The following is a 25,005-nucleotide window of genomic DNA, read 5'->3' as shown; positions in this document are numbered from 1 at the left end:
GAGCCGACCCTGAGATCGCACCCCGAGGGAGAATGGCCCGATGGCCGGGTACCGCCGACAGCTCTACCGCGACGACGCGGTGGTGCTGCGCGTGCAGAAGCTGGGCGAGTCCGACCGGATCATCACGCTGCTCACCCGCCGGCACGGCCGGCTGCGCGCGGTGGCCCGCGGGGTGCGGCGCACCACCAGCAGGTTCGGCGCCCGGCTGGAGCCGTTCGGGCACGTCGACCTCCAGCTCGCCGGCGACCCCAAGGGCAATCAGGGCAGCTCGCTGCAGAGCATCAGCCAGGTCGAGGGGATCGACCTGTACGGCAAGCGGTTCCTCGGCGACTACCCCCGCTACACGGCGGCCAGCGCGATCGCCGAGACGGCGGAGCGGCTCACCCCGATCGAGCGGGAGCCGTCGCTGCGGCTGTTCCAGCTCACCCTGGGCGCGCTGCGGTCGCTGGCCACCGGCGAGCACGCCACCACCCTGGTGCTCGACGCGTACTTGCTGCGCGGCATGTCCTTCGCGGGCTGGGCGCCGGCGCTGACCGCCTGCGCGGTCTGCGGCACCCCGGGGCGGCACCGGGCGTTCTCCGTGCCGGCCGGCGGCGCGGTCTGCCCGGACTGCCGGCCCCCCGGCGCCGCCCATCCGGCCCCGGCCACCATCGAGCTGATGTCCGCGCTGACCACCGGCGACTGGGCGTACGCCGACGCCACCGAGACCGGCGTGCGCCGGGAGTGCAGCGGCCTGGTCGCGGCGCACCTCCAGTGGCATCTGGAGCGCGCGCTACGCTCGCTGCCGCTGGTCGACCGGGGCGCCCCGGCGGCCGGCGCGGGGCCGGGTGTGGTCCCGCCGCGTGCCGGCGCGGGGCCGGATGTGGTCCCGCCGCGTGCCGGCGCCGGACCGGCCAACGCCGGCGTGAACAGGGAGATTAGCGAGTGATCCGATCGATGAGGGCCGGCCGGCGCGAGCCGGTGCCACCGACTCCGCACCCGTCGGGCGCCCGGCCCCCGGCCCTGCCGGCCGACGCGCTGCCGCGGCACATCGCCGTGGTGATGGACGGCAACGGGCGCTGGGCCAAGGAGCGCGGCCTGCCCCGCACCAAGGGACACGAGCAGGGCGAGCACAGCCTCTTCGACACCATCGAGGGCGCCATCGAGCTGGGCATCCCCTACCTGTCGGCGTACGCCTTCTCGACCGAGAACTGGCGGCGCTCGCCGGAGGAGGTCCGCTTCCTGATGGGCTTCAACCGGGACGTGATCCGCCGCCGCCGCGACCAGCTCGTCGACCTGGGCGTCCGGGTGGTCTGGTCCGGCCGGGCCGGACGGCTGTGGAAGAGCGTCATCTCGGAGTTGCAGACCGCCGAGGAGATGTCCCGCGGCAACTCGACGCTGACCCTGCAGTTCTGCGTCAACTACGGCGGCCAGGCGGAGATCGCCGACGCGACCGCCGCGATCGCCCGGGACGTCGCCGCGGGCCGGCTGCATCCGGACCGGATCACCGAGAAGACCATCGGGAAGTACCTGTACCACCCGGAGGTCCCCGAGGTGGACCTCTTCCTGCGCCCCTCCGGCGAGCAGCGCACCTCCAACTTCCTGCTCTGGCAGAGCGCGTACGCCGAGCTGGTCTTCCTGGACACCCTCTGGCCGGACTTCGACCGCCGCCACCTGTGGTACGCGTGCGAGCTGTACGCGCAGCGGGACCGCCGCTTCGGCGGCGCGCTGCCCAATCCGGTGGCGCCGACCGGCTGAGGCGAGGCTTACCGACGCGACGCGCTGGGTACCAGAACGGGCAGCAGACGATCGCGGAGGTGAACCGACAATGATTCAGAAGCGGATCGCGCAGTGGGCGGTCATGGCGGTCGCCGTGCCGCTGGCGGCGGCCGGCGCGCGCCGGCTCAGCCACTCGCTGGAGACCCGTCGTGGGCCGAGCGGGGTGAGCCGGCTGCTCACCAAGGGCGCCGACATGCTCCGGCCGCAGAAGGCCAAGCGGCGCCGGTTCTTCTGACGCCGTCGGCCCGGCGCAGCGTCGCGGCGGGCCGTACGAGGGTGCCCCGCATCCGGCTTTCCGGCCGGGGGCGGGGCGCTCGCGCGTACGATCGGCGCAGGGCGCGCCGCCGGGACGCGCCCGCCACGCGGGGGTGGGGGATGAGTGATCTCCGGTTCAAGATGATCATGGCGTTGAACGCCGCCGACCTGGGCGATCCCCTCTGCGAGCAGGTGGCCGAGATCTGCGCGGAGATCGCCGAGCAGCACTGCGCCGAACTGGGCCACACGCCCGCCCTGCGCGCCGGCGAGATCGGTGAGCTGGCCACCGGCGAGCCGGCACTGACCTGGGCGCCCACCGAGACCGGGCAGCGTGCCTGGTGACCGCGGTCGCCCCCGTCCCGGCGGTGGACGTGCGGCGGGCCGCCGACCGGTTCGCCACCCGGCTGTCCTGGCTGGACTCGAAGCACTCGTTCTCGTTCTCCCGGCACTACGACCCGGCGAACACCCACCACGGCCTGCTGCTGGTCAACAACGATGACGTGGTGCGCCCGGGCAGCGGCTTCGAGACCCATCCGCACCAGGACATGGAGATCGTCACCTGGGTGCTGCGGGGTTCCCTGGTGCACCAGGACTCCACCGGCCACTCCGGCGTCATCTACCCGGGCCTGGCGCAGCGGATGAGCGCCGGCACCGGCATCCTGCACTCGGAGAAGAACGACTCCTGGCGGTTGGACAACACCGCCCCGCACCGGGACCCGGTCCACTTCGTGCAGATGTGGGTGCTGCCCGACGAGGAGGGCGTCGACCCCGGCTACGAGCAGTTGGAGATCGGCGACGAGCTGCTCCGCGGCGGGCTGGTCCCGGTCGCCTCCGGGATGGACCGGTACGACGGCGCGTCCGCCATCCGGATCCGCAACCGCTACGCGACCCTGCACGCCGCCCGGCTCGCCCCCGGCGACGAGGTCGACCTCCCCGACGCGCCGTTCCTGCACCTCTACGTGCCCAGCGGCGCGGTCACCCTGGAGGGCGCCGGGCGGCTGGACGAGGGGGACGCGGCGCGGATCACGATGACCGGTGGACAGCGGGTGGTCGCCGCCGAGCCGGCGGAGATCCTGGTCTGGGAGATGCACGCCACCCTCGCCTGATCCGGCCGCCGGGCCGGGCCGGGTTCACCCCGACACTTCGGAACGGTCGCCGGCCCAGAGCGTGTGGAACGCACCCTCCCGGTCCACCCGGTGGTAGGTGTGCGCTCCGAAGTTGTCCCGCAGGCCCTGGATCAGCGCGGCCGGCAGCCGCTCGGCGCGCAGCGCGTCGAACCAGGCCAGCGACGAGGAGAAGGCCGGCGCCGGCACGCCCGCCCGGGCCGCGTCGGCCACCACCCGCCGCCAGGCCGGCACCCCGGCGCTGACCTGCTCGGCGAACCACGGGGCGACCAGCAGCGTGGACAGCTCCGGCTCCGCGTCGTACGCGGCCCGGATGCGGTCCAGGAAGCGGGCCCGGATGATGCAGCCGCCCCGCCAGATGGTGGCGGTGCCGCCCAGGTCGATGCCCCAGTCGTACTCCCGGCTGCCGGCCCGGATCTGGTCGAAGCCCTGCGCGTACGCGACGATCTTGCTGGCCAGCAGCGCGCGCCGGACGTCCTCGACGAAGCTCTCCCGGTCGTCGACCTGCCACTTCTCGCCGGCGTCGGGGAACGCGCGGCGGGCGGCCGCCCGCTGGTCGGCGTGCCCGGACAGCGACCGGGCGAAGGTGGCCTCGGCGATGCCGGTGATCGGGACGCCAAGGTCGAGGGCGCTCTGCACGGTCCACCGGCCGGTGCCCTTCTGCTCGGCCTGGTCCAGCACGATGTCCACGAACGGGCGGCCGGTCGCGGCGTCGGTGTGCGCCAGCACGTCGGCGGTGATCTCGATGAGGAAGGACTCCAACTCGCCGCCGTTCCACTGCCGGAAGATCTCCGCGAGCTCCGCCGGGCTCGCCGACAGGCCGGCCCGCAACAGGTCGTACGCCTCGGCGATGAGCTGCATGTCGGCGTACTCGATGCCGTTGTGCACCATCTTGACGAAGTGGCCGGCCCCGTCCGGGCCGATGTGCCGGCAGCACGGCGTGCCGTCGACCTGCGCGGCGATCTTCTCGAAGATCGGGCCGAGCGTCCGGTACGACTCGTCCGAGCCGCCCGGCATGATGCTGGGCCCGTGCAACGCGCCCTCCTCACCGCCGGAGACGCCGGTGCCGACGAAGTGCAGGCCGTGCCCGCGCAGCGCCTCCTCCCGCCGGCGGGTGTCGGCGAAGTGTGCGTTGCCGCAGTCGACCACGATGTCCCCCGCCTCGAGCAGGGGGACCAGTTCGTCGATCACCGCGTCCGTAGGGGCGCCCGCCTTCACCATGACGATCACCGCGCGGGGGCGTCGCAGCGCGGCGACGAAGTCGGCCATGGACTCCGCCGGCACGAAGGCGCCCTCGGTCCCGTGCTCGGCGACGAGGCTGCGGGTGCGCTCGGGCGAGCGGTTGTGCACCGCCACGGTGAATCCGTTCCGGGCCAGGTTCCGGGCCAGGTTGCGGCCCATGACCGCGAGGCCGGTGACCCCGATCTGCGCCGTCGCCCGCTCTGTCATGCGTACCGCCACCCTTCGGTCCGACCTGCACGTGCTGCGACCGTATCGCGGCCCGCGCGGGCCCGGGCCGGGACGTCGACGGTCGGTGACCGTGCCGTCACGCCCGCCCTCCGGGTAGGGCCGGTGCCCGTGCTGCCGTCCCCGCTCCCGGCGAGGTGCGGCGGGCGATCGCGCGGCGGACGGTAATTCGGGTGCGGGCCGGCGGTGCGGCCGGTTAGCCTGCTGGCATGCGTAACTGACGCCCTTTCGTCGAGCCCGGTCCACCGCCGTACGCCGTGGACCCGTCCTGCTCCGGGCGTCCGCATCCTCCCCACCGCTGTCCATCGCGGTGCCTGCCATGGTCGGACCCGCCGGAGCGCACCCGCTCGCCGCGCCGCGACCCGGCGCGCCCGAGAGTCAGGAGGTTCGGGTATGCCCGCCAAGCGCAGTCCGAAGAAGTCCCGCAAGCCGTCGCCGTCCCTGAAGGACGTGACCCCGACGGATCTCGACGCCCTCGCCGTGATGCCCGCCGACCCGGTGACGCTGCCGGCACCGGCCGGCGGCACACCGCCCGCACCGCCGAAGGCCGGCCCGCCGGCCGGGCGGGACACCCGCGTCGTCGGCCGCAGCCAGCGCGCCGGCCAGACCCGGTTCTACGCCTTCCGGCGCAGCTGATCGGACCCTCGCCGCCCGGACCGGTCCGCCCGCCACGCGGTCCGGTCCGGGCCGGCCGAGCAAGCCGGGCGCGCGGACGCTCGCAGCTCGTCGCGACGGCCCGGTGCCGGGCGCGGAGGCGCAGCTTGCGACGGCACGGTGCCGCGCCGGGCGCGGAGGCGCAGCTTGCGACGGCACGGTGCCGCGCCGGGCGCGGAGGCGCAGCTTGCGACGGCACGGTGCCGCGCCGTGCGCGGAGGCGCAGTGCTGTTCGGCGATATGACGCAGCGGCATCAGCCGAGCAGCGGGCGGAAGGTGCCCAGCAGCACGCTGACCGCCAGCGCCGCGGCGCCCAGCGCCCCGGCGGCCACCACCAGCAGGGTGTCCGCCCGGGTGAAGTGCTGCCGCCGGGCGACCGTGCGCGGGATGCCCGCGTCGAAGCCGCGCGCGTCCATCGCCACCGCCAGCCGGGTACCGCGCCGGATCGCCCCGACCAGCAGAGCGAACACCGTCGACGCGAAAAGCCGCAGCTTGGCCACCGGGTTGCGGCCGGCGTCCACGCCGCGGGCCCGGCGCGCCATGCTGATCATCCGCCATTCCTCTTCGAGGAGCGGCACCAACCGGAACGCGGCCAGCGCGCCGAGCGCGAACCGGGCCGGCGCCTTCGCGTTCTGGATCAGCGCGTCGGCCAAATCGGTGGCGTCGGTGGTGGCGAACACGATGATCCCGGGCAGCGCCACCGCGAGCATGCGCAGCACCAGGCCCAGCGCGGTGACCAGTACCCCCTGGGTGACCAGCACCGGGCCGGCCGCGAGCAGCACCGGGCCGGACCGGTCGGCGGCGAAGAGCACCAGGGTGACCAGGATGCCGCCCGCCCCGGCGAGCAGCGGCCAGGCGCGCCGGGCGAGCACCCGGTGGCGGATGCCGAACAACGGCAGCACCGCCAGCTCGATCGCGATGGCGATCGCCGGGGCGACCGGGTCCAGGGTGGCGATCAGCAGGAGGGAGAAGAGCAGCGCGGCGGCCAGCTTCGCCACCGGGTTGCGCCGGGCCAGCGGCGCTCCGGCCGCCGCGATCGGCCCAGCACTGATCATCGCCGGGCTCATCGGCGCTCCAGGGTGACGGTCCGGTCGGCCAGCGCGGCCACGAAGTCCGGGTCGTGGGTGACCGTCACGACGCCGTGGCCGGCGTCGCGCAGCTCGGCGAGGAGGTCGACCAGCTCCCGCCAGGTGCGCCGGTCCTGGCCGAAGGTCGGCTCGTCGCAGATCAGCAGGCGGGGCGCGGTGGCCAGGGCGGTCGCCACGCTCAGCCGCCGCGCCTCGCCGCCGGAGAGGGTGTACGGGTTCGCCCCGGCCAGCCGGTCCAGGCGCAGCCGGGCCAGCAGGGCGTCCACGGTCGCCGCCACGACCGGCTCGGGCTGGCCGGTGCGGCGCGGCCCGAGCGCCAGCTCGTCGCGGACGCTGCCGGTGACGAACTGGTGCTCCGGATCCTGGAAGACCGAGCCGATCCGCCGGACCAGGGCGGGCGCCCGCCAGCGGTGCGGGGGAGCGTCGGCGTCCCGACCGGCCAGCGCCTCGCTCGCGGTGACCGCGCCGCCGCCCGGGCGGAGCAGCCCGCCGAGCAGCAGGGCCAGGGTGGACTTGCCGGCACCGTTGGGGCCGAGGACGGCGAGCGCCTCGCCGGCGCGTACCTCGAGGTCGGTGGGGGCCAGCCGGGGCGGCAGGCCGAGCCGGTCGGCGGTGAGCAGCACCGCGCCGGGCGTCGCGGTGGCCCGCCGGGGCGGCACGGTGCGGCCGGGCACCCAGACGCCAGCGTCGGCCAGCGCGTCGCCGTGCGCGGCGAAGACCGCGTCGGGTGCGCCGTCGGCGCGCACCCCGCCGCCGGGTTCCAGCACCACCACCCGGTCGACCAGGGGCAGCGCCTCGGCGACCCGGTGCTCGACCAGGATCAGCGTGGTGTCGGCGTCGACGGCGTCCGCGACGGCCCGCCGGACCAGCGCGGCGCCGGCCGGGTCCAGGTTGGCGGTCGGCTCGTCGAGCAGCAGCAGGCCCGGCCGCAGCGCCAGCGCGCCGGCCAGGGCGAGCCGCTGCTGTTCGCCGCCGGAGAGCGCCGCGGTGGGCCGGTCCCGGTGGTACGGGAAGCCAATTCGGCGCAGCGCCTCGTCGACCCGGGGCCAGATCTCGTCGGCGGGCACCCCGCGGTTCTCCAGCCCGAACGCGACGTCGTCGCCGCAGCGGGCCATCACGAGCTGGCTCTCCGGGTCCTGGAAGACGATGCCGACCCGTTCCCGGGCCTTGCGCGGGTCGAGTCCGTCGATCTCGACGGTGCCCTCCTGCTCGCCGGAGTCCTCCGGCAGCAGCCCGGCCAGCGCCCCCAGCAGCGTGCTCTTGCCCGCCCCCGACGCCCCCAGCAGCAGCACCCGCTCGCCACCCTCAATGCGCAGGTCCACCCCCCGCACCGCCCACTGCCGCCGCCCAGCGTGCCGCCACCCAAACCCCCGCAGGCTCACCGCCCCCACCTGACACCCCCTCCGGCCCTCCGGCCCTCCGGCCCTCCGGCCCTCGGCTTGTTGATCAAGGAGTTTGCGTCTGGGAAACCGCTCGGGCGCGACGCAAACTCCTTGATCAACGCGGCCGGGGCGGGGGTGGGGGGAGTGGGGGTGGGGTGGGGGTGGGGTGGGGTGGGGTGGGGGTTAGACGGTGGCGCGTTCGCGGCCGGCGGGGAAGCGGTCCAGGACGCCGGTGTTGGCCAGGGCCCGGGTGAGGGCGATGCCGCCGAGGCCGGCCACCACCAGCGAGCTGGCCGCGGTCAGCAGGATGTACGGCAGACGGAAGCTGCCCCACGCGGTGCCCGGGTACCAGACGAAGACGTCGTAGATCGCCGCGGCCAGGCCGGCGAAGGTCGCGGCCAGCAGCGCCACCGGCAGCCGGTAGCTGCGGTACGCGAACAGCGCGAAGGCCAGCTCGGCGGCGGCCGCCTCCAGCGGGCCCTGCACCACGATCGTCCAGCCCCAGCTCGTGCCGAACGCCACCGACACCAGCGCGGCCAGGGTGAGCGTGAAGAGCGCCGCGCCCGGCTTCCGGACGACCAGCGCGCCCAGCACGGCCGGCACCAGCCAGACGCCGTACAGGACGGCGCGGCCGGGCAGCGGAATGGCGTCCGCCGGCCCGTTCCAGAGCAGGCCCCAGGCCCAGAAGATGATGCCGAAGGCCACCCCGAGCACGGAGGCCACGACGATGTCGATGGTGCGCCACCGGTTGGTGCTGTCCATGATTGCTCCCAGTTCCGTCAGGCGAACCAGGAGAAGACGCACGCCGCGCCCGGATCACCGGACGGCGGCGCGGCTGGAGGTCGACCGAACTCCCTGCGCTGGCATTACCCAGATCAGGTTCGAGGGTCTGCGGGCACCGGCCCGCACTCTCAGCGCTGTGCGCTCCCCTGTCGGATGTGAAGTTGTCTCGTCGCAGACGCTAGCACCGACCCCCACCCGCAGCCCAGCAGGGCGAGCACCGGGTGGACCGGTGGGTAGGGTGGCGATCATGCGGGTCGAGGCGCGAGGTCTGACGTTCGAGGTACGCACCGGCGGCCCCGAGGACGGCGAACCCGTCCTGCTGCTGCACGGCTTCCCGCAGCACGCCGGCGAGTGGGACGACGTGGTGCCCACCCTGCACGCCGCCGGGCTGCGCACGTACGCCCTCGACCAGCGGGGCTACGCCCCGGGGGCGCGGCCGGCGGCGGTCGAGGCGTACCGGATCCCGGAGCTGGTGGCGGACGCGGCCGCCGTGCTCGACGCGCTCGGGGTGACCCGCGCGCACCTGGTCGGCCACGACTGGGGCGCGATCGTGGCGTGGGGGCTGGCCGCGGCCCACCCGGAGCGGGTCCGCACCCTCACCGCGGTCTCGGTGCCGCACCCGGCCGCGATGGGACACGCGCTCGCCACCGACCCGCGGCAGAAGGCCCGCTCCGCCTACATCGCCCTGTTCCGGCGGCCCGGCAAGGCGGAGACGGTGCTGCTGGCGCTCCGCGCCACCGCCCTGCGCCGGATGCTGTCCGGGGTCGGCGACGCCGCCCGGGTGGCCCGCTACGCCGACCCGATGCGGGAGCCGGGCGCGCTGACCGCCGCGCTGAACTGGTACCGGGCCATGTCGGGGGCGGACATGAAGGCCGTCGGGCCGGTGGACGTGCCGACCACCTTCGTCTGGAGCGACCGGGACATCGCGATCGGCCGGACCGCCGCCGAAGCCTGCGCCGGCCACGTGACCGGCGACTACCGCTTCGTGACGCTGACCGGCGTGACGCACTGGATCCCCGACGAGGCCCCGGCCCCGCTCGCCGCGGCGATCCTCGCCCGCGTCGGGCGGTGAGCGCCACCGCCGGGCCGGCCCGCCCGCACACCCGCGCGTCGCTCGCCGCCCAGCTCCGCGCCCTCGGCGTACGCCCCGGCGGTACGGTCCTGGTGCACGCCGCCCTGCGCCCGCTGGGTTTCCTCTGCGGTGGCCCGGAGGCCGTGCTGGCCGCCCTGCGCGACGTGCTCGGCCCGGACGGGACGGTCGTGGTGCCCACCCACACCCCGGAGAACAGCGACCCGGCCGGCTGGACCAACCCGCCGGTGCCGCCCGACTGGTGGCCGGTGATCCGGGCGGAGCTGCCCGGCTTCGATCCCGCGGTCACCCCGAGCCGGTTCATGGGCGCCCTCGCGGAGCTGGTCCGTACCTGGCCGGGCGCCCGGCGCAGCGACCACCCGTACGTCTCGTTCGCCGCGCTCGGGCCGGCCGCCGAGCGGATCGTCGCCGATCACCCGCTGACCGACATGCTCGGCGAGCGTTCCCCGCTGGCCCGGCTGTACGAACTCGACGCCGACGTGCTGCTGCTCGGCGTGGACCACGGCAGCAACACCTCGCTGCATCTGGCCGAGTACCGGCAGCCCGCGCCGCCCCGGGAGCGGTGCGGCGCGGCCGTACTCACCGCCGACGGCGGCCGGGACTGGGTGTGGTGGGAGGACGTACGCCTCGACGAGGAGGACTTCGACCGGCTCGGCGTCGAACTGGAGGCCACCGGCGCGGTGCGGCTCGGACCGGTCGGCGACGGCACGGGACGGTTGATGAGGCAGCGGGCGGCGGTCGACTTCGCGGTGGACTGGCTGGCCCGGAACCGACGGACGGAGGAAGCATGAGCGTGAGCGCCGAGGCGTACCTGGCGGTGGTGACCGAGACGATCGGGCGGGTGGCCGCCGGGCAGCGGGAGAACGTGGCCCGGGCGGCCGAGCTGATCAGCGGATCGTTGCGCGCCGACGGGGTGGTGCACGCGTTCGGCACCGGGCACTCCGAGGCCCTCGCCATGGAGATCGCCGGCCGGGCCGGTGGGCTGGTCCCGACCAACCGGATCGCCCTGCGTGACCTGGTCCTGTACGGCGGGGAGCCGGCCGACGTGCTCGGCCCGAAACTGGAGCGCGAGCCCGCGGTGGCGCACCGCCTCTACGAGCTGGCCCCGGTCCGGCAACAGGACGTGTTCGTGCTCGCCTCCAACTCCGGCGTCAACGGGGCGATGGTGGAGTTCGCGGCCATCGTCAAGGAGCGCGGGCACCCGCTGGTCGCGATCACCTCGGCCGCGCACTCGGCCCGGATGACCTCCCGGCACCCGAGCGGCCGCAAGCTCGCCGACTTCGCCGACGTGGTGCTCGACAACGGTGCCCCGTACGGCGACGCCACCCTGCCGCTGCCCGGCGGCGGCGCGGTCGGCGCGGTCTCCTCGATCACCGCCGCGCTGCTGGCACAGCAGATCGTGGCGGAGGTGGTGGCCCGGCTGCTGGCCGCGGGGGAGCAGCCGCCGGTCTACCTGTCGGCCAACATCACCGGTGGCGACGAGCACAACGCCGAGCTGGAGGCCCGGTACGCCGGGCGGATCCGCCGGGGGGCGTGAGCGATCCGGCGGAGCGCGAGGAAGCCCCGCGTTTCGCCGCGAGCGGTAACGGGCACACCGTGGGCTGCCGGTGGGATTCCCCCCACCGGCAACAGGTGTCCAGCCCGGAGGTGATGGGTGTCCAAGGAGACCGAGAGGCAGCGCTGGCAGCGCAACTTCGCCGACCTGCTCCAGGAGCTGCGGGTGGCGCAGACCGGCGTGCAGATTCTCTTCGCGTTCCTGCTCACCCTGCCGTTCAGCAACGGCTTCACGAGGACGACACCGTTCCAGAAGGACGTCTACGTCGTCGCTCTGCTGGCCGCCGCCGGGGCCACCGCCATGATCATCTCACCGGTCGCCTTCCACCGGGCGCTGTTCCGGCAGGGCCGCAAGCCGGAACTTGTCCGCTTCGCCCACCTCATGGCCACCGGCGGCCTCGGGCTCATGCTCGTCTCGATGGTCAGCGCGGTCCTGCTGATCACCGACTTCGTGCTCGACCGGCCGATCGCCTTTCTGCTCAGCGGGATCACCGGTGCCTGGTTCCTGCTCTTCTGGGTGATCCTGCCGTTCGCCCGGCGCAACTGGGGCGAGGACGACATCGACGACGAGGAGGACGATCCGCGGGTGCTGGTCGGCGACTGAGCCGCCCGGCACGGCCGCGCCCGCGCTGCCCGGCACGGCCGCGCCCGCGCTGCCTGGTCCGGTGGTCGGTCGTCGTGCCGGCGCTGCCTGGTCCGGTGGTCGGTCGTCGTGCCGGCGCTGGCCAGCTCGCGGTGCCTCTGGCGTGCGGGGCGTGCCCGGCCCCGCCAAATCGGACCTGCCGCTGACGCTACCCCTGGGTAACACCCGGGAGTAGCGTCAATGTCGTCGCACGTCGACGCAGCCGGACCGAGGTCTCCAGGAGGCAGCCGTGACCACGACACAGAACAGTCGACCCGACCCCGCCGGGCACGGTGGCCCCACCGGGCGGGTGGCGCCCATCGACGATCCCGGACCGCCGGCCGGCAGCGCCGCGGCCGTCGCCGCCGCGGGCGGGGCCGGCCCGCTGCCCACCGAGGCCGGACAGGTTTCCGAGAAGGAGGCCCGCCAGGTCGCCGAGGCGGCCCGGGAGGCAGCCTGGGACCGGCCCAGCTTCGGCAAGGAACTCTTCCTCGGCCGGTTCCAGCTCGACCTGATCAACCCGTGGCCGCGCGCCGACCCGGACGACACCGCCCGGGCCGAGGAGTTCCTCGCCGCGTTCGGGGCGTACCTGGACGCCGAGGTGGACGGTGCCGCCATCGAACGGGACGCGCGGATCCCCGACGAGGTGTTCCACGGGCTGGCCCGGCTCGGCGCGTTCGGCATGAAGATCGACCGCAAGTACGGCGGCCTCGGGCTGAGCAACCTGCACTACTGCCGGGCGCTGATGCGGGCCGGCTCGGTCAACCCGGCGATCGGCGCGCTGCTCTCGGCACACCAGTCCATCGGCGTGCCACAGCCGCTGAAGATGTTCGGCACACCCGAGCAGAAACAGCGCTTCCTGCCCCGACTGGCCGCCGGTGAGGTCTCGGCGTTCCTGCTCACCGAGCCCGACGTCGGCTCCGACCCGGCCCGGCTGGCCACCACGGCCGAGCCGACCGAGGACGGCACCGGCTACCGGCTCAACGGGGTGAAGCTCTGGGCCACCAACGGCACGGTCGCCACCCTCCTCGTGGTGATGGCCCGGGTGCCGGCGGCCGAGGGGCGGCGCGGCGGCATCACCGCCTTCGTCGTGGAGGGCGACAGCGAGGGCATCACCGTGGAACGGCGCAACGAGTTCGTCGGGCTGCGCGGCCTGGAGAACAGCCTCACCCGGTTCCACGACGTCTTCGTACCCCGGGAGAACGTCATCGGCGGCGAGGGCAAGGGCCTGAAGATCGCCCTGACCACGCTGAACACCGGCCGGCTGTCGCTGCCGGCGATGTGCGTCGGGGCCGGCAAGTGGGCGTTGAACGTGGCCCGCGAGTGGGCCGCCGACCGGGTCCAGTGGGGACGGCCGGTCGGCGAGCACGAGGCGGTCGCCAAGAAGCTGGCCTTCATCGCCGCCACCACGTACGGCATGGAGAGCATGCTCGACCTCAGTTGCCTGCTCGCCGACGACGACCGCAACGACATCCGGATCGAGGCCGCGCTGGTCAAGCTGTACGCCAGTGAGATGGCCTGGAAGATCGCCGACGAGCTGATCCAGATCCGGGGCGGACGCGGTTACGAGACCGCCGGATCGCTGGCCGCCCGGGGCGAGCGGCCGGCCGCGGTCGAGCAACTCCTGCGTGACCTGCGGATCAACCGGATCTTCGAGGGCTCCACCGAGATCATGCACCTGCTGATCGCCCGGGAGGCGGTCGACGCGCACCTCTCCGTGGCCGGCGACATCATCGACCCGGACGCGGGGCTGGGCCGTAAGGCGAAGGCCGGTGCCCGGGCCGGCGCCTTCTACGCCAAGTGGCTACCCACCCTCGCCGTCGGCCGGGGCCAGGCGCCCGGGGCGTACCACGAGTTCGGCCCGCTCGCCGGGCACCTGCGGCACGTCGAGCGGACCTCCCGCAAGCTGGCCCGGTCCACCTTCTACGCGATGTCCCGCTGGCAGGGCAAGTTGGAGCGCAAGCAGGCGTTCCTCGGCCGGGTGGTGGACATCGGCGCGGAGCTGTTCGCGATGTCGGCGGTCTGCGTCCGCGCCACCGCCGAGCGGGCCGAGCACCCCGAGAACGTGGAGCTGGCCGACCTGTTCTGCCGGCAGGCCCGGCTCCGGATCGACGAGCTCTTCACCGGTCTGTGGTCCAACACCGACGCGGTCGACGTGGCGGCCGCGAAGCGGATCCTCGCCGGCCGGTACGCCGCCCTGGAGGAGGGGGTGGTGACCCTGTCCGCGGAGCAGCCCTGGGTGGCCCGCTGGCAGCCCGGCCCGTCGACCGCCGAGGACGTCCGCCGCCGCATCCCACCCGCCAACTGACCTTGCCCCGCCCCACCCGCCCGGCCCACCCCGCCGGCCGGGTGGGGTGGTCTTCGCGTCGACCGGCCGGGGTGGGTCTGGGTGTCGGCCGGCCGGGGCGGGTCCACGGGATGCGGGATGTGGTGGCTTCCGGGGCGTCGGTAGGCCCGAGATGCCGCATCCTGCCCCACCGGGCGGGGCTGGGCTGGGCGCGCGCCGATGGAGGGCAGGGGCCCAGCGGATGGCGTTGGGGTGGGGCGGGTCCACGGGATGCGGGATGTGGTGGCTTCCGGGGCGTCGGTAGGCCCGAGATGCCGCATCCTGCCCCACCGGGCGGGGCTGGGCTGGGCGCGCGCCGATGGAGGGCAGGGGTCCAGCGGATGGCGTTGGGGTGGGGCGGGTCCACGGGATGCGGCATGTGGTGGCTTCCGGGGGCGTCGGTAGGCCCGAGATGCCGCATCCTGCCCCACCGGGCGGGGCCGGGCTGGGCGCGCGCCGATGGAGGGCACGAGTCCAGCGGATGGCGTTGGGGTGGGGCGGGTCCACGCGATGCGGCATGTGGTGGCTTCCGGGGCGCGGGAAGCGCTGACATGCCGCATTCTGCGCTGCCATGCGTCGCCTCGCGCCGCCGTGCGCGTCTCGCGCCGGCCGTGCGGCGGGCGCGGCCAGGGCGTCGCCGGGCCGTCGGGACGGCCTCGCGTCGGGCGGGGGTCGACGGGGGCGTGGGGGAGTGGGGGAGTGGAGTGGGTCAGCGGGCGACGGCCCAGGCGATCACCCCGGCCAGGATCAGCCCGTTCAGGCCGGCCAGCACCAGGTAGGCGACGGGCGGGATGCGGCGACCCTTGCGGACAAAGCTCACCAGGACGCCCGCGTAGATCAGCAGCAGCACCGCGACGACGATCAGGAAGTACAGCACCGGCACACCTTAGCGGCCCGCCTTCAGGCCGAGGCTGCGCAGCTCCAACTCGGCGAGCGCGTCGACGGTCGGGTCGTCGCCGCGCCGCCACGCCTCGGCCACGTCCGGGTCGATCCGGGTCAGCCGGCCCAGCGGTTGCCCGGCGAGCGCGCGCAGCGCCAGCAGGTCGCGTCCGGCGGGTGCGGCGGCCAGCCGCTTCGCCGCGCCGGCCCGGCGCATCCAGCGCAGCCGCAGCGGCAGCCAGCCGACGAGCACCAGGCCGAGCGGGACGACCAGCACCGCCAGGCTCAGCCCCAGGGCGAGTTGCCCAACGAGTTGCTGCTGGTCGTGGCCCGCCTCGGCGACCGACCGGGCGGCGTCGGCGGCCCGGTTGAAGGGGGCGGTCAGCTCGTCGCCGACCAGCGGCACCCGGCCGACCTTGCCGCCCGCCTCGGCCAGGTTGTCGGCGAGGCTGCCGCCGGCCCCCTCCAGCTTCTGTCCGGGTACGGCGAGTTTCTCGATGAGGTCGTGCAGCCAGAGCGCGAAGCGGATCGAGGCGTACACCCAGGCGACCACGAGCAGGTCGGTGAGGAGCTGACGGAGGGCGATCGGAAAGCGATCAGCGTAGATCTTCACGCCGGACAGCGTGCCACGCTCCGGCGCGGCCGGCACGATCCAGCTTCAGCCGGCGCAGGCCGGGCAGGTGCCGAAGATCTCCAGGGTGTGGCTGACCTCGGCGTACCCGTGTTCGGCGGCGACCCGCTCGGCCCAGCTCTCCACCGCCGGGCCGGCCACCTCGACGGTCCGCCCGCAGCGCCGGCAGACCAGGTGGTGGTGGTGGCCCTCGCTGCACCGCCGGTAGAGGTGCTCGCCACCGGGCGGGCGCATCACGTCGATCTCGCCGGCGTCGGCGAGCCCCTGCAACGTCCGGTAGACCGTGGTGAGGCCGACCCGCTCGCCGCGCTGGCGGAGCATCGCGTGCAGATCCTGGGCGCTGTGGAAGCCTTCCACCTGGGCCAGCAGGGTGCTCACCGCCGTCCGCTGCCGGGTGTTGCGCAGCGCTCCGTCGGTCACGCCGACACCTCCCTCCGGCCGCCCCGGGTGGGCCGCCCGGTCATCGCGGCCCCTCCCCGGCGTGGCTGACCGCGTCCGCCACGATGTGCGCGACGTGCTCGTCGACCAGCGCGTACGCGATCTCCCGGCCGCGGCGGGAACCTCGCACCACGCCGGCGCCGCGCAGCACGCGCAGGTGCTGGGAGACCAGTGGTTGGGGCGCGCCCAGCTTCTCCACCAGCTCGTGCACGCAGCGTTCACCCTCGGCCAGCTCGCTGACGATGGCCAGCCGGATCGGCGCCGACAAGGCGCGCAGCAGCTCCCCCGCGCCCTCGAAGGCGTCGTACCCGTTGGTGGCCGTCACTCTGTAACGGTAACCAATGCCAGCAGGGCCGGCCCGCGGCGGCTCACGGGAGCGCCACCTCGTGCTCCGGCGGCTCGGCGAACGCCTCGGTGACCGGCGTGGCGGCCGGCCGGGACCGCCGGCGTACCGCCCGCCAGCCCGCCGCGACCAGCGCGACCACCAGGAACGAGGCGATGGCCAGCAGCACCACCGAGGCGCCGGGCGGGGTGTCCGCGCCGGCGGCGACCGCGACACCCGCGCCGGCGGCGAAGAGCCCCAGCGTCATGGCCGCCGCCATGGTGCTGGCGAACCCCCGGGTGACCTGCTGCGCGGTCGCCACCGGCACCACCATCAGCGCGCTGATCAGCAGCACCCCGACCGAGCGCATGGCGATCGTCACGGTCACCGCGGTGGTCACCGCGAGCAGCAGGTTGAGCGCCCGGACGGGCAGCCCGGAGACCCGCGCGTACTCCTCGTCGTGGCAGACCGCGAAGAGCGCCGGGCGCAGGGCCACCATCGCCACCAGCACGGCCAGGCCGAGCAGCAGGATGGTGACCAGGTCGCCCCGGGAGGTCGTGATCAGCGACCCGAACAGGTACGCGTTGAGCGAGGCGCTGCTGGCGTCGGAGAGCCCGACCAGCAGCACGCCGCCGGCGATGCCGCCGTAGAAGAGCAGCGCCAGGGCCAGGTCGCCGGAGGTACGCCCGCGGGCGCGGACCAGCTCGATCACGATCGCCCCGGCCGTCGCGGCGAGCACGGCCACCAGCACGGGGGAGCGGTTGAGCAGCAGCCCCGCGCCGACGCCGGTGAGCGCAACGTGCCCGATGCCGTCACCGATCAGCGCCAGCCGCCGCTGCACCAGATAGATGCCGAGCGCCGGCGCGGCCAGCCCGATGACCAGCGCGCCGACCAGGGCGCGCAGCATGAAGTCGTACTGGAAGAGATCCATCAGCTGCTCCACAGCCCGGCGGGCTCCTCGTCGCAGTGCGGGTGCACGTGGTCGTGGCCCGGTTCGGCGTGGTGCCCGGCCGGCTCGGGCACCGCACCGTCATGGCAGATGCCGCCCTGGTGCACGACGACGGCGCGGCTGATCAGCGGCCGCAGCGGCCCCAGCTCGTGGGCGACCAGCAGCACGGTGCCGCCGTGGTCGACGAAGCCGTGCAGCGCGCGGGCGAACGCCTCCTGGCTGGCCATGTCGACCCCGGCGGTCGGCTCGTCCAGCACCAGCAGTTCCGGGCGGCCGGCCAGGGCCCGGGCGATCAGGGTGCGTTGCTGCTGGCCGCCGGAGAGGGTGGCGACCGGGTCGGCGGCCCGGTCGGCGAGGCCGACGGCGTCCAGGGCCGCGGCGACCGCCTCCCGGTCGGCCCGCCCGGCCGGGCGCAGCACGCCCCGGCGGGCCAGCCGGCCGGAGGCCACCACCTCGCTGACCGTGGCCGGTACGCCGCTGCCCGCGCCGAGCCGCTGCGGGACGTACCCGATGCGGTGCCACTGCCGGAAGCGGCGCTGCGGTGCGCCGAAGAGGGTGACCGATCCGGCGCCGAGCGGGACCAGGCCCAGCACGGCGCGGATCAGGGTGGACTTGCCGGAGCCGTTGGCGCCGAGCACGGCGACCACCTCGCCGGCGGTGACGGTGAGCGAGACGTCCCGCAGCACCGTCCGGCTGTCGTAGCCGACGGCGGCGTGCGTGACCTGGATCACGGGTGTGGTCATGAGCAGTCCAAGGCGGTCCGCAGGGTCTGGAGGTTGGTGCGCATCGCGGTCAGGTAGTCGCCCTCGGCGGGCGGGCCCTCGATCGGGTCGAGCACGGCGGTGCGCGCGCCGACCTCCCGGGCCACGGTCTCGGCGACCTTCGGGCTGACCAGGGTCTCGAAGAAGATGGTGGTGGCCCGGTGGGCCCGGGCCTCGGCGGCCACCGCGGCGAGGCGCTTCGGGGAGGGCTCGGCCTCCGGGCTGAGGCCGGTGACGCCGACCTGGTCGAGGTGGTAGCGGTCGGCCAGGTAGCCGAACGCGGTGTGGCTGGTCACGATCTCCCGGCGCTGGCAGTTCCGCAGGCCCTCGGCGTACTCGCTGTCGAGCCGGGCCAGGTCGGTGCGGAGCGCCTCCGCCCGGTCGGTGTAGTCGGCGGTGTGGTCGGGGTCGGCCCGGCCCAGCCGCTCGGCGAGCCGGTCGCCGATGGTGGCCAACCGGGTCGGATCGAGCCAGACGTGCGGGTCCAGGCCGCCGCTGTCGGCCTCGTGCTCGGTGCCGTCCGCGTGCCGGTGGCCGGCGTCGGCCCGCAGCGGCTGCACGCCGGCGACGTCGAAGGCCCGGTCACCGCCGTTCTGCGCGACGGCCTCGTCCACGGCCGGCTGGAAGCCGCCCAGGTAGACGATGAGTTCCGCGTCGACGACCTGGCCGACCTGGCGGGGGTTGAGCTCCAGGTCGTGCGGCTCGGCGCCGGGCTTGACCAGGTTGGTGACGGTGACCGTGGGTCCGCCGATCCGCTCGGCGAGGAACTGCAGCGGGTAGAACGCGGCCACCACGTCCACCCGGCCCGGGTCGTGTCCGCCGCCGCCCTCGGCCGAGCAGGCCGCGGCGCCACCCAGGGTGAGCAGGGCGGTCGCGGCGGCCAGGGCGCGGGCGATGCGGACGGTCATGCCGTCAACTGTCCGCGATAACGAAATTGATTGTCAAAAACGCATGATTGCATGTCCGCCCGCGCGGGCGGCTCACAGCAGCTTGGCCAGCGCCACCGCGAGCAGCAGCGTCAGCATCACCAGGCGCAGCACGCGCGTGCCCACCGCCTGCACCGGCCAGGTGACCACCATCAGCCACACCAGCACCGCGGCCAACGCCAGCAGCACCCCACCGCCGAAGGCGCCGGGAGCGAAGAGCCCCACCAGCACCACGACCAGAGTGGCCAGGAACACCACCGTCGGGTTGAGCCGGGACAACCGGGCCAGCAGGGGAGTCTGCGTACGCTCCATCCCACAGACTCTACGAGGAGGAAGCCGGTGCTGGTCACCAACCGGTTCGTGGTCGCCCCCGAAGGCGCGTCCGAGTTCACCGAACGGGCGCACGCCGCCCTCACCGCGCTCGCCGCCCGCCCCGGCTACCGGCGCGGCGAGCTGCTGCGCGCGTTCGACGACCCCGCCCACTGGTGCCTGCTCACCGAATGGGAGTCGGTCGGGGCGTACCGGCGGGCGCTGGGCGGCTTCGACGTCAAGGTCACCGCCGTGCCGCTGCTGGCCCAGTCCGTCGACGAGCCGTCGGCGTACGAGACCCTCGCCAGCGCCGCGCCGGACGGCGAGATCGTCATCGTCGCCAGTGATCGGGCCGCAGGTCCTTACCGGTGACGCGGAGGGCACTACCCTCTGGCGTATGACCGCACCCGGCCCGGCCGCCCCACCCCCGCATCCCGTGCCGTCCGACGCGCCCGCGGCACCGGACTCGCCGGCGGACCCCGGCGTTCCCGCACCCCCGCCCGGTCCCGGGGTCGCCCCGCCCTTCGCCGCCCCGCCCACCGAGGGCCGGCGGGCCCGCCTCTGGCTCGGCCTCGGCGTCGGCGCGCTCGCCGTGCTGCTCTGCTGCGGCGGCGGCGGCGCCGCGGTGGTCGGGCTGGCGGTGAGCAACGTCCAGGCCGTCGAGGAACAGGGCCGGGCGGTCACCGACGACTACTACCAGGCCCTCGTCGAGAAGGACTGGTCCAAGGCGTACGACCAGCTCTGCGACGACGCCCGGCGGCGCGAGTCCCGCACGGAGTTCGAGCAGCGGGTGGCCACCGAACCGCAGATCTCCGGCTACCGGGTCGGCGAGGTGGACCCGCAGACGTTGACCGTGCCGGTCGACGTGACCCTCGCCGGCGGCAAGCGGGAGGCCCAGACGGTGACCCTCGCGCCGGACCAGCAGACGGGCGGCATGGAGGTGTGTGGGGTGAGCTGACCGGGCCCCGGTATTCTGCTGGGCTCGGGACTCGGGCGGTCGTACCGTTGTCCCGAACCGTCCGGTTCCACTCACATCGCCCCCGCCGACCGCCAGCCGGCGTAGGAGGAAACATGCCAGCCGACCGTATCGACGCCGTCGTCAGCCTCGCCAAGCGCCGAGGCTTCGTCTTCCCCTCCAGCGAGATCTACGGGGGCACCCGGTCGGCGTGGGACTACGGTCCGCTCGGCGTGGAGCTCAAGGAGAACGTCCGCCGGCAGTGGTGGCGGACCATGGTCCAGCAGCGCGACGACGTCGTCGGCCTGGACTCGGCGGTCATCCTGGCCCGCCAGGTCTGGGAGGCCAGCGGCCACATCGCCGAGTTCGTCGACCCGCTGACCGAGTGCCAGTCCTGCCACAAGCGGTTCCGCGCCGACCACCTCGAAGAGGCGTACGCCGAGAAGCACGGCAAGCCGCTCACCTCGCTGTCCGAGCTGAACTGCCCGAACTGCGGCAACAAGGGCACCTTCACCGAGCCGAAGATGTTCAACGGCCTGATGAAGACCTACCTGGGCCCGGTGGAGAGCGACGAGGGCATGCACTACCTGCGTCCGGAGACCGCCCAGGGCATCTTCGTCAACTACAAGAACGTGGAGACGGTCGCCCGCAAGAAGCCGCCGTTCGGCATCGCGCAGACCGGCAAGTCGTTCCGCAACGAGATCACCCCGGGCAACTTCATCTTCCGGACCCGCGAGTTCGAGCAGATGGAGATGGAGTTCTTCGTCGAGCCGGGCACCGACGAGCAGTGGCACGAGTACTGGCTCCAGGAGCGCTGGAACTGGTACCTCGACCTGGGCCTGTCCGAGGAGAACCTGCGCTTCTACGAGCACCCCAAGGAGAAGCTCTCCCACTACTCGAAGCGCACCGTCGACATCGAGTACCGGTTCCAGTTCGGCGGCTCCGAGTTCGCCGAGCTGGAGGGCATCGCCAACCGCACCGACTTCGACCTCTCCACGCACAGCAAGCACTCCGGGGTCGACCTGTCGTACTTCGACCAGACCAGGAGCGAGCGCTGGATCCCGTACGTGATCGAGCCGGCCGCCGGCCTGACCCGCGCGGTGCTCGCGTTCCTGCTCGAGGCGTACGACGAGGACGAGGCGCCGAACACCAAGGGCGGCGTGGACAAGCGCACCGTCATGCGCTTCGACCCGCGGCTGGCCCCGGTCAAGGTGGCGGTGCTGCCGCTGTCCCGCAACGAGGCGCTCTCGCCGAAGGCCAAGCAGCTCGCCACCGACCTGCGTAAGCGCTGGGTGGTCGAGTTCGACGACTCGCAGGCCATCGGCCGCCGCTACCGCCGGCAGGACGAGATCGGCACGCCGTTCTGCGTCACCGTCGACTTCGACACGCTGGACGACAACGCGGTGACCGTGCGGAACCGGGACACCATGGGCCAGGAGCGCATCTCCCTGGACCAGGTCGAGCGTTACCTGATCGAGCGCCTGCCCGGCTGCTGACCTCGTACCCGGAAGGGCGCCGTCGCCGACGGCGCCCTTCCGCGTACCTGCCGGGCGGGGCGACGGGTTGACGTGTCTGGATTCCGCGCGCCGGTGGCCGTTAGCCGCCGGGAGTACCCGGGTAGCAGGTCCCCACGGACAGCGGAGGGGGCGGGATGCGGCAGGCGACCACCGAACCGTCCGTCGCCCCGGCACCCGCGGTGGCGGTGCACCGCTGGCCCACCGCCCTGGTCCTGGCCAGCGCCATGTTCCTGGTGCTCTTCGACAGCCTGGCGGTGGCCACCGCGCTGCCGCGCATCGGCGCGGAGTTCCACCTCGACGCGGCCCGCCTGCAGTGGGTCGTGACGTTGTACTCGCTGAGCATCGGTGGCCTGCTGCTGCTCGGGGGCCGGCTCTGCGACCTGTGGGGGCGCCGCCCGCTGATCGTCGGCAGCCTCGCCCTGGCGACTCTCGGCTCGGTCCTGGCCGGGTTGGCCACCGCGCTGCTCCCGCTGCTGCTCGGCCGGGTCCTGCAGGGCGCCGGCGCGGCCCTCGCCATCCCGGCGACCCTGGCGTCGGCGGCGACGTTCTTCCCGGACGAGCCGTGGCGCAGCCGGGTGTTCGCGGTCGTCGCCGCCGCCGCGAACACGGCCGGTCTGGCCGGCGCGATCGTCGGCGGCCTGCTCACCTCGCACCTGGGCTGGCGCTGGGTCTTCCTGGCCACCGTGCCGGTCGGGCTGATGGCGGTGGTGGCGGCCCGGCTGCTGCTCCCGGCGGGCCGGCCCGACCCGGGCGACCGACAGCGGCTGGACCTCGCCGGCGCGGTCCTGGCCACCGGCGCGCTGCTCGCGTTGATCTTCGGTGCCAACCGGATCGCCGAGTCGGGTCCGGACCCGGTCGCGCTCGGCGCGGTGGCCGCCTCCCCGGTGCTGCTGTTCCTCCTGGTACGCGTCGAGCGGCGGGTGGCTGACCCGCTGGTCCGGCCGGCCCTGCTCCGGTCGCGCCGGCTGGTGGCCGGCTGCCTCGCCTTCGCCGCGCACTCGGCCGCGTACGCGGTGGTGGTGGTCGTGGGCAGCCTCTACCTCCAGGAGGTCCACGGCCTGTCCCCGGCGGGCGCCGGGCTGGTGCTGGCCCCGGTGCTGCTCGGCGCGCTGGTCAGCGCCGCTCCGGCCGGCGCGCTGATCCGCCGGTTCGGGGCGCGGCGGGTGGTGACCGTCGCCCTGGTCCTGTGCGCGGTCACGCTCGCGCTGGTCGCGGTCAACGCGGGCGGGCCGCTGGTGCTCGTGGTGGGCATCCTCGTCGCCTGGGGGCTCAGCGCCGGCCCGATCTACGTCGGGTTGACCCGGGTGTGTGTCGGTCACGCGCCGCCGGCCGACCAGGGGACGGCCTCGGCGGTGTTCGAGTCGACCACGCACGTGGCCGGGGCGATCTCGGTGGCGGTCTTCCTCACGCTGCTGGCCGCCGGGGTCGGCTACGGCGTCGTGCAGTTCGTCGGTGCCGTCGCGGGCGGGCTGGGCGCCCTCGCGCTGCTGCTGATCATGCCGGCGGGGGAGCCCGGCAGCGCGCCGTCGTCCGCGCCGCAGGGGGCGGCGGCCCGGTAGGCGGCGGTACCCGAGAACCGCTCCCTACACTGGTCAGGTGACCGCTCCGACCATCACCGCACCGCTGACTGTCGGGCCGCACCAGGTGTGGCCGCCGGTGGTGCTCGCGCCGATGGCCGGGATCACCAACGTCGGCTTCCGCCGGCTCTGCCGGGAGCAGGGCGGCGGCATCTACGTCTGCGAGATGATCACCACCCGGGCGTTGGTCGAGCGGAACCCGAAGACCCTCCGCATGATCGCCTTCGGTGCCGAGGAGCAGCCGCGCAGCCTCCAGCTCTACGGCACCGACCCGGAGATCACCGCCGCCGCCGTGCGGATCGTGGTCGAGCAGGACCTCGCCGACCACATCGACCTCAACTTCGGCTGCCCGGTCCCGAAGGTCACCCGCCGCGGCGGTGGCTCGGCCCTGCCGTGGCGCCGGCGGCTCTTCGCCCGGCTGGTGCGGGCCGCGGTGGACGCCGCGTCACCCGCCGGGGTGCCGGTCACGGTGAAGATGCGCAAGGGCATCGACGACGACCACCTGACGTACGTCGAGGCGGGGCTGGCCGCCCAGGACGCCGGCGTCGCCGCGGTCGCCCTGCACGGGCGTACGGCCGCGCAGCGCTACTCGGGCACCGCCGACTGGGACGCCATCGCCACCCTCAAGCAGGCGCTGGACGTGCCCGTGCTGGGCAACGGCGACATCTGGGAGGCCGACGACGCGCTGCGGATGGTCGACCACACCGGGGTGGACGGCGTGGTGATCGGGCGCGGCTGCCTGGGCCGGCCGTGGCTCTTCGCCGACCTGGAGGCAGCCTTCAACGGTCGTGGCGAGCGGCGGCTGCCGAGCCTCGGCGAGGTGGCGGTGACCATGCGCCGGCACGCCGAGTTGCTGGTCGACCAGTTCGTGGCGGGTGCCCGCAACCCGGCGCGGGGTGAGCGGGACGGCTGCACCGACTTCCGTAAGCACGTCGCCTGGTATCTCAAGGGGTTCCCGATCGGCAGCGAGCTGCGCCGTTCCCTCGCCATGATCGAGAGCCTGGCGCAGCTCGACGACCTGCTCGGCAAGCTCGACCCGGCCGTGCCGTTCCCGGTGGAGACCCTGGGGCAGCCGCGCGGGCGGACCAACTCCCCCGGCAAGGTGTTCCTGCCCGACGGCTGGCTGGCCAGCCGCGACGACGACACCCCGCCCGACGGGGCCGAGCTGGACGACTCCGGCGGCTGATGCGCCGAAAGGGCCCGACCCCGTACGGGGTCGGGCCCTTTCGCTGGTGCTTGGATCGTCAGGAGGCGCTGTAGCCGCGGGTGGCGATCCAGTCGGCGAGGTTGTCGACGCTCATGCGGTAGGAGGCGGTGTTCGGGTTGGCGCTGTCGGCGATCGTGACGGTGTGGCCGTTGTCGCGGTAGCCGACGACGCTGATGTAGTGGCCGCCTTCGAAGGAGTGGGTGTTGCCGTCGGTGTCGGTGGCGGTGCCCGCGATGTTGGCGACCACGGCACGGCCGGCGTCGACGGTCTTGACCACGTCAGCCCGAAGCTTGTCGGTCTGCTTGTCGTCGGCCTTGGGGGTGCTGATCTCGACCGACTTGTAGGCGTCCTTGGCGCCGGTCTCCTTGTTCAGCACCGGGGTGATGTCGTTGATGGAGTTGGTGCCGGCCTCGGTGGTGCCCATTTCCTTG

General features: G+C 74.2%; 29 protein-coding genes and 1 riboswitch. Of the genes, 16 read left to right on the top strand and 13 right to left on the bottom strand.

Features of this window, described 5'->3' with window-relative positions:
• Positions 1-40: 40 nt before the first annotated feature.
• The 5 genes from recO (at position 41) to LQ51_RS29935 (ending at position 3,119) form a co-directional block, all read left to right on the top strand.
• The gene (recO, locus tag LQ51_RS29955) at positions 41-928 is read left to right on the top strand and encodes a DNA repair protein RecO (RefSeq protein WP_046571543.1); all 888 of its coding nucleotides are present in this window, start codon (positions 41-43) and stop codon (positions 926-928) included.
• Between the two features lie 8 nt (positions 929-936).
• Positions 937-1,737 carry an isoprenyl transferase gene (locus LQ51_RS29950; RefSeq protein WP_156313285.1) on the top strand — a complete coding sequence of 267 codons (801 nt, stop codon included), beginning with the start codon at positions 937-939 and terminating at the stop codon, positions 1,735-1,737.
• 70 nt (positions 1,738-1,807) lie between these two features.
• The gene (locus tag LQ51_RS29945) at positions 1,808-1,993 is read left to right on the top strand and encodes a hypothetical protein (protein ID WP_046571541.1); all 186 of its coding nucleotides are present in this window, start codon (positions 1,808-1,810) and stop codon (positions 1,991-1,993) included.
• Between the two features lie 140 nt (positions 1,994-2,133).
• A complete protein-coding gene (locus LQ51_RS29940; RefSeq protein WP_046571540.1) occupies positions 2,134-2,355 on the top strand; it encodes a hypothetical protein in 222 nt (73 codons plus the stop codon).
• The gene (locus tag LQ51_RS29935) at positions 2,352-3,119 is read left to right on the top strand and encodes a pirin family protein (RefSeq protein WP_046571538.1); all 768 of its coding nucleotides are present in this window, start codon (positions 2,352-2,354) and stop codon (positions 3,117-3,119) included. The genes LQ51_RS29940 and LQ51_RS29935 overlap by 4 nt, the downstream gene beginning before the upstream one ends.
• Positions 3,120-3,143: 24 nt before the next feature.
• Here LQ51_RS29935 and gndA read toward each other — a convergent pair whose 3' ends face one another.
• Positions 3,144-4,586 (bottom strand): NADP-dependent phosphogluconate dehydrogenase, encoded by a 1,443-nt coding sequence (gene gndA, locus LQ51_RS29930; RefSeq protein ID WP_046571536.1) that lies wholly within the window; start codon positions 4,584-4,586, stop codon positions 3,144-3,146.
• A gap of 411 nt (positions 4,587-4,997) precedes the next feature.
• On the opposite strand from gndA, the gene LQ51_RS29925 reads away from it, so the two are divergent.
• Positions 4,998-5,240, top strand: coding sequence for a hypothetical protein (locus tag LQ51_RS29925; protein ID WP_046571534.1), 243 nt, complete (start codon positions 4,998-5,000; stop codon positions 5,238-5,240).
• Between the two features lie 272 nt (positions 5,241-5,512).
• On the opposite strand, the gene LQ51_RS29920 is transcribed toward LQ51_RS29925, so the two are convergent.
• The 3 genes from LQ51_RS29920 to LQ51_RS29910 form a co-directional block, all read right to left on the bottom strand.
• Positions 5,513-6,313: an energy-coupling factor transporter transmembrane component T family protein gene (locus tag LQ51_RS29920; protein WP_046571669.1), complete on the bottom strand. Its 801-nt coding sequence runs from the start codon at positions 6,311-6,313 to the stop codon at positions 5,513-5,515.
• A gap of 8 nt (positions 6,314-6,321) precedes the next feature.
• Complete coding sequence (locus LQ51_RS29915; RefSeq protein WP_046571532.1) at positions 6,322-7,737, bottom strand: ABC transporter ATP-binding protein; 1,416 nt, start codon at positions 7,735-7,737, stop codon at positions 6,322-6,324.
• 174 nt (positions 7,738-7,911) lie between these two features.
• Positions 7,912-8,490, bottom strand: a complete 579-nt coding sequence (locus tag LQ51_RS29910) for an ECF transporter S component (protein WP_046571531.1) — start codon at positions 8,488-8,490, stop codon at positions 7,912-7,914.
• Between the two features lie 72 nt (positions 8,491-8,562).
• Positions 8,563-8,669, bottom strand: a riboswitch (TPP riboswitch).
• An 89-nt stretch (positions 8,670-8,758) separates the two neighbouring features.
• Between LQ51_RS29910 and LQ51_RS29905 the strand changes: the two genes are divergently transcribed.
• From LQ51_RS29905 to LQ51_RS29885, 5 genes are all read left to right on the top strand, one after another.
• On the top strand, positions 8,759-9,583 hold the full coding sequence (locus LQ51_RS29905; protein WP_046571667.1) for an alpha/beta fold hydrolase: 825 nt from the start codon (positions 8,759-8,761) through the stop codon (positions 9,581-9,583).
• Positions 9,580-10,392 (top strand): AAC(3) family N-acetyltransferase, encoded by an 813-nt coding sequence (locus LQ51_RS29900; RefSeq protein WP_046571530.1) that lies wholly within the window; start codon positions 9,580-9,582, stop codon positions 10,390-10,392. Before LQ51_RS29905 ends, LQ51_RS29900 begins: the two co-directional genes overlap by 4 nt.
• On the top strand, positions 10,389-11,138 hold the full coding sequence (locus tag LQ51_RS29895) for a sugar isomerase domain-containing protein (protein WP_046571528.1): 750 nt from the start codon (positions 10,389-10,391) through the stop codon (positions 11,136-11,138). The genes LQ51_RS29900 and LQ51_RS29895 overlap by 4 nt, the downstream gene beginning before the upstream one ends.
• A 117-nt stretch (positions 11,139-11,255) precedes the next feature.
• Positions 11,256-11,759 (top strand): DUF6328 family protein, encoded by a 504-nt coding sequence (locus tag LQ51_RS29890; protein WP_046571527.1) that lies wholly within the window; start codon positions 11,256-11,258, stop codon positions 11,757-11,759.
• A gap of 268 nt (positions 11,760-12,027) precedes the next feature.
• A complete protein-coding gene (locus LQ51_RS29885; protein WP_369799912.1) occupies positions 12,028-14,085 on the top strand; it encodes an acyl-CoA dehydrogenase family protein in 2,058 nt (685 codons plus the stop codon).
• Positions 14,086-14,812: 727 nt separating this feature from the next.
• Here LQ51_RS29885 and LQ51_RS33575 read toward each other — a convergent pair.
• The 8 genes from LQ51_RS33575 to LQ51_RS29850 all read right to left on the bottom strand — a co-directional run bounded on the left by LQ51_RS33575 (position 14,813) and on the right by LQ51_RS29850 (position 19,321).
• Entirely contained in the window at positions 14,813-14,980 is a 168-nt protein-coding gene (locus LQ51_RS33575) for a hypothetical protein (protein ID WP_197087952.1), read from the bottom strand.
• A 9-nt stretch (positions 14,981-14,989) separates the two neighbouring features.
• On the bottom strand, positions 14,990-15,595 hold the full coding sequence (locus LQ51_RS29880; RefSeq protein ID WP_046571663.1) for a hypothetical protein: 606 nt from the start codon (positions 15,593-15,595) through the stop codon (positions 14,990-14,992).
• A gap of 45 nt (positions 15,596-15,640) precedes the next feature.
• The gene (locus tag LQ51_RS29875; RefSeq protein ID WP_046571525.1) at positions 15,641-16,033 is read right to left on the bottom strand and encodes a Fur family transcriptional regulator; all 393 of its coding nucleotides are present in this window, start codon (positions 16,031-16,033) and stop codon (positions 15,641-15,643) included.
• Positions 16,034-16,073: 40 nt separating this feature from the next.
• Positions 16,074-16,376: an ArsR/SmtB family transcription factor gene (locus LQ51_RS29870; RefSeq protein WP_046571524.1), complete on the bottom strand. Its 303-nt coding sequence runs from the start codon at positions 16,374-16,376 to the stop codon at positions 16,074-16,076.
• A 43-nt stretch (positions 16,377-16,419) separates the two neighbouring features.
• Positions 16,420-17,304 carry a metal ABC transporter permease gene (locus LQ51_RS29865; RefSeq protein WP_046571661.1) on the bottom strand — a complete coding sequence of 295 codons (885 nt, stop codon included), beginning with the start codon at positions 17,302-17,304 and terminating at the stop codon, positions 16,420-16,422.
• Entirely contained in the window at positions 17,304-18,065 is a 762-nt protein-coding gene (locus LQ51_RS29860) for a metal ABC transporter ATP-binding protein (protein ID WP_046571522.1), read from the bottom strand. The genes LQ51_RS29865 and LQ51_RS29860 overlap by 1 nt, the downstream gene beginning before the upstream one ends.
• A complete protein-coding gene (locus LQ51_RS29855) occupies positions 18,062-18,991 on the bottom strand; it encodes a metal ABC transporter substrate-binding protein (RefSeq protein ID WP_046571520.1) in 930 nt (309 codons plus the stop codon). Before LQ51_RS29855 ends, LQ51_RS29860 begins: the two co-directional genes overlap by 4 nt.
• Before the next feature lie 72 nt (positions 18,992-19,063).
• The gene (locus tag LQ51_RS29850; RefSeq protein ID WP_046571519.1) at positions 19,064-19,321 is read right to left on the bottom strand and encodes a DUF6703 family protein; all 258 of its coding nucleotides are present in this window, start codon (positions 19,319-19,321) and stop codon (positions 19,064-19,066) included.
• A 27-nt stretch (positions 19,322-19,348) separates the two neighbouring features.
• On the opposite strand from LQ51_RS29850, the gene LQ51_RS29845 reads away from it, so the two are divergent.
• From LQ51_RS29845 to dusB, 5 genes are all read left to right on the top strand, one after another.
• Positions 19,349-19,690, top strand: a complete 342-nt coding sequence (locus LQ51_RS29845; protein WP_046571517.1) for an antibiotic biosynthesis monooxygenase family protein — start codon at positions 19,349-19,351, stop codon at positions 19,688-19,690.
• A gap of 25 nt (positions 19,691-19,715) precedes the next feature.
• The gene (locus LQ51_RS29840; protein WP_231605937.1) at positions 19,716-20,276 is read left to right on the top strand and encodes an Rv0361 family membrane protein; all 561 of its coding nucleotides are present in this window, start codon (positions 19,716-19,718) and stop codon (positions 20,274-20,276) included.
• 113 nt (positions 20,277-20,389) lie between these two features.
• Positions 20,390-21,769 carry a glycine--tRNA ligase gene (locus LQ51_RS29835; protein ID WP_046571516.1) on the top strand — a complete coding sequence of 460 codons (1,380 nt, stop codon included), beginning with the start codon at positions 20,390-20,392 and terminating at the stop codon, positions 21,767-21,769.
• Positions 21,770-21,924: 155 nt separating this feature from the next.
• Positions 21,925-23,349, top strand: a complete 1,425-nt coding sequence (locus LQ51_RS29830) for an MFS transporter (protein ID WP_052745101.1) — start codon at positions 21,925-21,927, stop codon at positions 23,347-23,349.
• Between the two features lie 37 nt (positions 23,350-23,386).
• Positions 23,387-24,553, top strand: coding sequence for a tRNA dihydrouridine synthase DusB (gene dusB / locus LQ51_RS29825; protein ID WP_046571515.1), 1,167 nt, complete (start codon positions 23,387-23,389; stop codon positions 24,551-24,553).
• A 58-nt stretch (positions 24,554-24,611) separates the two neighbouring features.
• Here the strand turns inward: dusB and LQ51_RS29820 are convergent.
• Positions 24,612-25,005, bottom strand: a 394-nt coding sequence (locus LQ51_RS29820) for a C39 family peptidase (RefSeq protein WP_046571658.1), incomplete at its 5' end; no start/stop codon positions are given.

This window comes from Micromonospora sp. HK10 (assembly GCF_000982955.1).
GTDB lineage: Bacteria > Actinomycetota > Actinomycetes > Mycobacteriales > Micromonosporaceae > Micromonospora.
This window is presented reverse-complemented; position numbering and strand designations above follow the sequence as displayed.